Here is a 3,666-nt window from a genome sequence, read left to right as displayed (position 1 = left end):
CTACCGAACCCCCACCGCCTCCCTCCACCTCCACCCCGCGCTCGGACTCACCACCACCCGGCACTGACCAACCAACTAGCATCAACTCCCTGCCCCACACGCTCCTTGACAAAGAAACAGCAAAGCCACACCAACGACGCAGCTCACAAAGGGTCCGCTCCGCGTACGCGGAGGTTGGTCGCCGGTGGGGGAAAGAGTCCGGAGCCTGGTTCGGTCCGCTCCGCGTACGCGGAGGTTGGTCGATCCTGCTGGCCATCGGTGCCGTCGTCGGTGCGTCCGCTCCGCGTACGCGGAGGTTGGTCGCCGTGTTACGAAATCCCGTGCCCGGACTTCACGTCCGCTCCGCGTACGCGGAGGTTGGTCGACGTTCGCGATGCGAATCGCGGTCGCCGCGGCGTCCGCTCCGCGTACGCGGAGGTTGGTCCGTCGGCCCGGCTGGATTCCGCCGTCACCGAGATGTCCGCTCCGCGTACTCGGAGGTTGGTCGACGCTCGCTTGGATGCGCGGGTCGGAACGGCCGTCCGCTCCGCGTACGCGGAGGTTGGTCGCCCTGGTCGTCCGGCGCCGTGTCCCGGCCGGCGTCCGCTCCGCGTACGCGGAGGTTGGTCGGGCGAGGACTGCACCGCCCCGGCCTGCGTCACGTCCGCTCCGCGTACGCGGAGGTTGGTCGATGGCGAAGGCTGGCTTCAGCGTCGACCGCTCGTCCGCTCCGCGTACGCGGAGATCGGTCGGTTGCCCACGGGGCCACGGTCCTGCGCTGGTCGTCCGCTCCGTCTACGCGGAGGTTGGTCGGAGGGCCATGTCTTCATGCTGCGCACCACCTCGTCCGCTCCGCGTAGGCGGAGGTCCGCCGGGCGACCCGCTACCGTTCGACATCGAGACCTGGTCCGCTCCGCGTACGCGGAGGTCGGTCGTCCCAGATGAAGGCGCGGCGTGGGCGGCGGCCTTCCGCTCCGCGTACGCGGAGGTCCACCGGAGCTGGGAGCGTGGGCCCAGGCTATGATCGAGTCCGCTCCGCGTAGGCGGAGGTCCGCCGGTGGGGTGCCCCATCAGGGTGGCACCCATCAGGTCCGCTTCGCGTCGGCGAAGGTCCGCCGATCAGTTCCCGAATGTAGTTGCCGACCCGGGGGTCCGCTCCGCCTAAGCGGAGGTCGGCCACCGAGGGTGGACCAGCGGACGCCCCGGTCATTGTCCGCTCCGCATAGGCGGAGGTTCGCCGGCGTCGGCGAACTGCTGCAGGAGGCAGACGACATCCATTCCACGTAGATGGAAGTCCGCCGATGAAGCCGCTGACGGGCCGCCAGAAGTTGCCGTCCGCTCCGCGTAGGCGGAGGTCAGTCGGTCGGCCGGAGCTACACCCGCGCCCGCCGCCTATCCGCTCCGCGTACGCGGAGGTCCGCCGATCATATGGGGCTCGCGGGCGTGCAGGGTGCGATCCGCTCCGCGTAGGCGGAGGTCGGTCGCTCCACTCCCGGCTGGGCTGGGGGACCGCGACGTCCGCTCCGCGTACGCGGAAGTCCGCCGTCCAGGTTGACCGAGATCCCGGCAGCCTCCAGGTCTGCTCCGTGTACGCGGAGGTCCGCCAGTTGTCAGCTTCGCCGCGACGTCGATCGTCGGGTCCGCTCTGCATACGCGGAGGTCCGCCGTTCGGTGCGCGCGACCTCGCCCTGATCGCCGGGTCCGCTCCGCGTACGCGGAGGTCCGCCGAAGAGGTCGCAGGCGAAGTAGCGGTAGCCGCGGTCCGCTCCGCGTACGCGGAGGTTGGTCGTCGCCCGGCTTCACCACGTCCGACACGTCCGTGTCCGCTCCGCGTACGCGGAGGTTGGTCGGGGCGGTCGAGCAGGAACCGCGGGACGCCCGCGTTCGCTCCGCGTAGGCGGAGGTCCGCCGGGAGTGTGCGTCTCGGCTCCGCAATCGAGGTCGTCCGCTCCACGTAGGTGGAAGTTCACCGATGACGAAGTCCAAGCCGTTGGAGCACTGCCGGTCCGCTCCGCGTACGCGGAGGTCCGCCGTACCGCACCGAGGAGCGCCAGGTGGCGGCCGTGTCCGCTCCGCGTAGGCGGAGGTTGGCCGGTCTTGCGGCGGGTCCTGGCGAAGAACTCGGGGTTCCGCTCCGCGTACGCGGAGGTTGGCCGACGGCCTGGACACTGGTGTGCTTCTCGGCCGCGTCCGCTCCGCATACGCGGAGGTCCGCCCAGGACCGTCAGGTCCATCTCGGAAGACCGGTCGTCCGCTCTGGGTACACGGAGGTTCGCCGTAGTCTGGCTGGTAGCCGAGCCGTGCGGCTGTATCTGCTCCGCGTACGCGGAGGTTGGTCCGGGACATTCCCGATCGTCAGGTCGAAGCCGCCGTCCGCTCCGCATACGCGGAGGTCCGCCGGGGATCGAGACGTTCGCTCTCTCGGGTGAGGTGTCCGCTCCGCGTACGCGGAGGTTGGTCGTCGTACATGACGGCCCCGTAAGCGCGCTTGCCGTCCGCTCCGCGTACGCGGAGGTTGGTCGGAACTCCGTGAAACTTCAGGACTGACGATCGAGTCGGCTCCGCATACGCGGAGGTTGGTCGGACCTGGTGGCGGTTCCGGCCTGACCGGCCCGGTCCGCTCCGCTCCGCGTACGCGGAGGTTGGCCGCGGTTGATGCACTGCTCCAGCCACCCTCAGGAGTCCGCTCCGCGTACGCGGAGGTTGGTCGCAGCTGTCCCGGTACTGGGAGTCGATCAATGACCCAGAGATGATGGGCCTGCTGCGGTCGCTGGGCCGCCGGCCGTCGTCACCGCGCTCCTGGACCTGGCCGACGGCCAGCTGCACAGCACCGCTCCGTCGCTGGCGCACGTGTTCCTGGGCAGAGCGCTCAGCGAAGGCACCGACGCCACCGTCCACTACATGTCCCCGATCTCACCGGCTCGCATCGAATCGATCGCGCTCCCCGGCGATCCCGCCTTCGACCGACTGGGCCTCCCCAGCATGTAACGGGAGGGAAGGCGACTCGGACCCGGGTCAAGTGCGCTCCTGCCCAGAGGTCCGGTACGGAGCGCGGGCTGTGCGCGAGGTGGTCGCATCGGCATGCCGTCACGCAGAGCAACCTTTTCAGCCCCGGAACCGCTTGGTGGTCGGCGGCCCCAGCGGAGAGGCTTCTCCATTGACATCATGCCGCCACCTGATAGGTGGTCAGCTGTGACCAACTTCCGCCACGCAAGCGGGATTTCTGCCAAAAACATGGCCGGAAATCGATTGTCGCGATCCCGCCTCGATTACCGAGAGTGACGGCCAAAGCGGGCAAATCGGACCTAGCTAAGGATGGTTGACCCCCACCTTCGGGGCCTTGGTCCCAAAACGGTCCCAAACAGCATACGAACCGATTTTCACGGTCCCTGACGCCCCGTCACGCAAAAGGCCGTTGACCTGGGATTTCTCCCGGCCAACGGCCTTTCCGACTTGCGTCGGGACGACAGGATTTGAACCTGCGACCCCTTGACCCCCAGTCAAGTGCGCTACCAAGCTGCGCCACGTCCCGTGGTCGTCTTCCCAGTCGCCCTTGCGGGCTCCTCGGCTTTCTGACCTCGCCCCCGATCTCTCGGCGACGTGGAAAACAATACAGCACGTCGGGGGGTGCTCGCTGCCAGGTTTCGGGGGCGTGGCGGGTGGGTGGGGCGGGGGGTGGTCAGGGGG

The 3,666-nt window shown here is 68.8% G+C and carries 1 tRNA gene and 1 CRISPR repeat array; the gene reads right to left on the bottom strand.

From position 1 onward, the window contains the following. Positions 1–1,312: 1,312 nt before the first annotated feature. Positions 1,313–2,689: a CRISPR direct-repeat array (repeat unit 29 nt; unit sequence GTCCGCTCCGCGTACGCGGAGGTTGGTCG). Between the two features lie 748 nt (positions 2,690–3,437). Next, positions 3,438–3,511, bottom strand: a tRNA-Pro gene (locus IH44_RS0139495). Between the last annotated feature and the right edge of the window lie 155 nt (positions 3,512–3,666).

The organism is Kitasatospora sp. NRRL B-11411 (assembly GCF_000721345.1).
Classification (GTDB): Bacteria; Actinomycetota; Actinomycetes; order Streptomycetales; family Streptomycetaceae; genus Kitasatospora; species Kitasatospora cineracea.
Note: the sequence above shows the minus strand (reverse complement) of the source record. Positions and strands in the feature narration are given on the sequence as shown.